Source organism: Nocardioides sp. (assembly GCF_036401255.1).
In the GTDB taxonomy this organism is placed as follows: Bacteria; Actinomycetota; Actinomycetes; order Propionibacteriales; family Nocardioidaceae; genus Nocardioides.
In genome coordinates this window covers 1-2582 of the sequence record NZ_DASWVI010000376.1, presented here as the reverse complement: position 1 = coordinate 2582, position 2582 = coordinate 1, and the positions used below count along the sequence as shown (strand labels likewise).

General features: G+C 73.7%; 3 protein-coding genes. 2 read left to right on the top strand and 1 reads right to left on the bottom strand.

What is annotated here, in order from left to right; genetic code table 11:
• Positions 1-581: L,D-transpeptidase family protein (locus tag VGD85_RS17505; protein ID WP_331064715.1), on the top strand; the 581-nt coding region annotated here is incomplete at its 5' end.
• A gap of 20 nt (positions 582-601) precedes the next feature.
• Here the strand turns inward: VGD85_RS17505 and VGD85_RS17500 are convergent.
• The gene (locus VGD85_RS17500) at positions 602-847 is read right to left on the bottom strand and encodes a DUF6458 family protein (RefSeq protein ID WP_331064714.1); all 246 of its coding nucleotides are present in this window, start codon (positions 845-847) and stop codon (positions 602-604) included.
• Positions 848-975: 128 nt separating this feature from the next.
• Here VGD85_RS17500 and VGD85_RS17495 point away from each other — a divergent pair.
• Positions 976-2582: molybdopterin-dependent oxidoreductase (locus VGD85_RS17495; RefSeq protein WP_331064713.1), on the top strand; the 1607-nt coding region annotated here is incomplete at its 3' end.

Sequence of the window (2582 nt, the reverse complement as noted above, 5' to 3'; positions counted from 1 at the left end):
TGCCCGACGGCACCTCCCAGGTCGTGCGGACGGTGTCCAGCCACCGGTTCTGCCGCAGGGCATGGTGCACGGTCACGCAGGCCTGGAAGCGCGACGCGCAGGGGCGCTGGCGGCAGGTGCGCGAGTTCCGCTCGACGATCGGCCGCAACGGCTGGGGCAAGCAGCGCGAGGGCGACAACCGCTCCCCGGTCGGGGTCTACCGGATCAAGGTGACGTTCACGACCGGCGCGGACAACCCCGGCGAGATGCCGTGGCGGCGCCGCCGGGCCACGTCGGTGGTGTCGGCGGCGGCCGGCCCGAACTACAACACCTGGCTCGAGGTGCGCGGGGTCACGAGCGGCAACCGGCCGTCGATGCGGTCCGGCTGGGTCGTCGACTACAACCACGTGCGGCTGCGGCCGGGCGTCGGGCCGCGTCCGGTGCCGGGCAAGGGGAGCGGCATCTTCTACCACACGTCCAAGCCCGGCCACCGGTGGGCGCCGACCGCGGGATGCACCCAGGTCGGCAACCCGCGGCAGATGCGCTGGCTGCTGACGTGGCTGCGCCCCGAGGCGCACCCGCGGATCGTCCAGGACCGCTGAACGGCCCCCTCAGCCTCGAATCAGACCGCCGGCGGGACGTCGTCGCGCCGCTCGCTCACCGTGCGGCTGCCGTCGGCGTGCGTGGTCACCGCGGTCGAGCGCCGCGCCCGGGCGAGCGTCGCCGCCGTGAGCACCAGCACCAGCGCGCCGGCGGCCGCCAGGATCCAGCCGACCATCGTCAGGTCGACGTTCGCGATGTTGTCCGTCACGGCCAGGGCCAGGATCAGCCCCAGGGCCAGCAGGAAGATTCCCAGTCCGTATCCCATGGTGATTCCTTTCGCAGCGGCCCCGGTTGGGCCATCGGTTCACCGTTTCCACCTGGACGGGTGAGGAAACGTGCCCGGGACCATCAACAGGGGGCCCGGAGGAGCGTGACCCGTGTCACCATGGCCCGATGCCGGTGGAGAAGAAGCTGGGCGTCTGCAACCTGTGCGAGGCGATCTGCGGCCTCGAGCTGACGATCGAGGACGGCCGGGTCACCGGCATCCGCGGCAACCCCGACGATCCGCTGTCCCGCGGTCACATCTGCCCCAAGGGCACCGCGCTCGCCGACATCCACGCCGATCCGGACCGGCTGCGGCGCCCGGTGCGGCGTACCGCCGACGGGTGGACCGAGATCGACTGGGACGAGGCGCTCGACCTGGTCGCCGACGGTCTCGCCGGCGCGATCAACACCCACGGTCGCGACGCGCTGGCGATCTACCTCGGCAACCCCAACGCGCACAGCCTCGGCTCCCTGACCCACGGCACCGCGATGCTGAAGTCGTTCCGCACGAGGAACAGGTTCAGCGCCACCTCGGTGGACCAGCTCCCCCACCAGCTCGTCGCCCACCTGATGTACGGCCACCAGCTGCTCCTCCCGATCCCGGACCTCGACCGCACGTCGTACTTCCTCGTGATCGGCGCCAACCCGATGGCGTCCAACGGCTCGCTGATGACCGCGCCGGACTTCCCGGCCCGGCTGCGCGAGCTCGACGCACGAGGCGGCCGGATGGTCGTGGTCGACCCGCGGCGCACCGAGACCGCGAAGGCCGCGCACGAGCACCACTTCGTGCGGCCCGGCACCGACGCGCACCTGCTGCTCGCCATGCTGCACGTCCTGTACGCCGAGGGGCTCACCCGACCGCCCGGCTACGTCGACGGCCTGGAGCTGGTGGAGGCGGCCGTGCGGCCCTTCACCCCGGAGCGGGCCGCGGCGGCGACCGGGGTGCCGGCCGACGAGATCCGGCGGCTCACCCGCGAGTTCGCGGCCGCCGACGGTGCGGTCGCCTACGGCCGGGTCGGGGTCTCCACGCACGCGTTCGGGACCGTGTGCCAGTGGGCCGTCCAGCTGCTCAACCTGCTCACCGGCAACCTGGACCGCGCCGGCGGGGCCTGCTTCACGAGTCCGGCGATCGACGCGGTCGGGACCGGGTTGATCGGACGCGGCCACCACGGCCTCTGGCGCAGCCGGGTGCGGGGCCTGCCCGAGTCGGGCGGCGAGCTGCCGGTGGCCGTGCTGCGCGAGGAGATCGAGACTCCGGGCGAGGGCCGGGTGCGGGCCCTGCTCACGCTGGCCGGCAACCCGGTGTCCTCGACGCCCGACGGCGCCGGCCTGGACCGGGCGCTGGCCGGGCTGGACTTCATGGCGGCGGTGGACATCTACGTCAACGAGACCACCCGGCACGCCGACGTCATCCTCCCGCCGACGACCGCGCTCGAGCGGGACCACTACGACCTGGTCTTCCACCTCCTCGCCGTGCGCAACACCGCCCGGTTCACCCCGGCGGCGCTCCCGGCCGCGGCGGGCGCGATGCACGACTGGCAGATCTACCGCGAGATCGTGCGACGCACGCAGCGGCGGCTGCGCGCGAAGCTGCCGCTGCGCAAGCGGCTCCTGCTGCGCGCGCGGCTCGCGGTCAGCCCGACCCGGCAGATCGCCCTGCTGCTGCGGCGCGGCGGCGCCGGCGTCACGATGCGAGACCTGCGCCGGCACCCCGCGGGCGTCGACCTCGGCCCGCT

Excerpts from the sequence above, each read along its gene's own strand:
- VGD85_RS17500 (WP_331064714.1), bottom strand. The coding sequence starts at position 847 with ATGGGATACGGACTGGGAATCTTCCTGCTGGCCCTGGGGCTGATCCTG.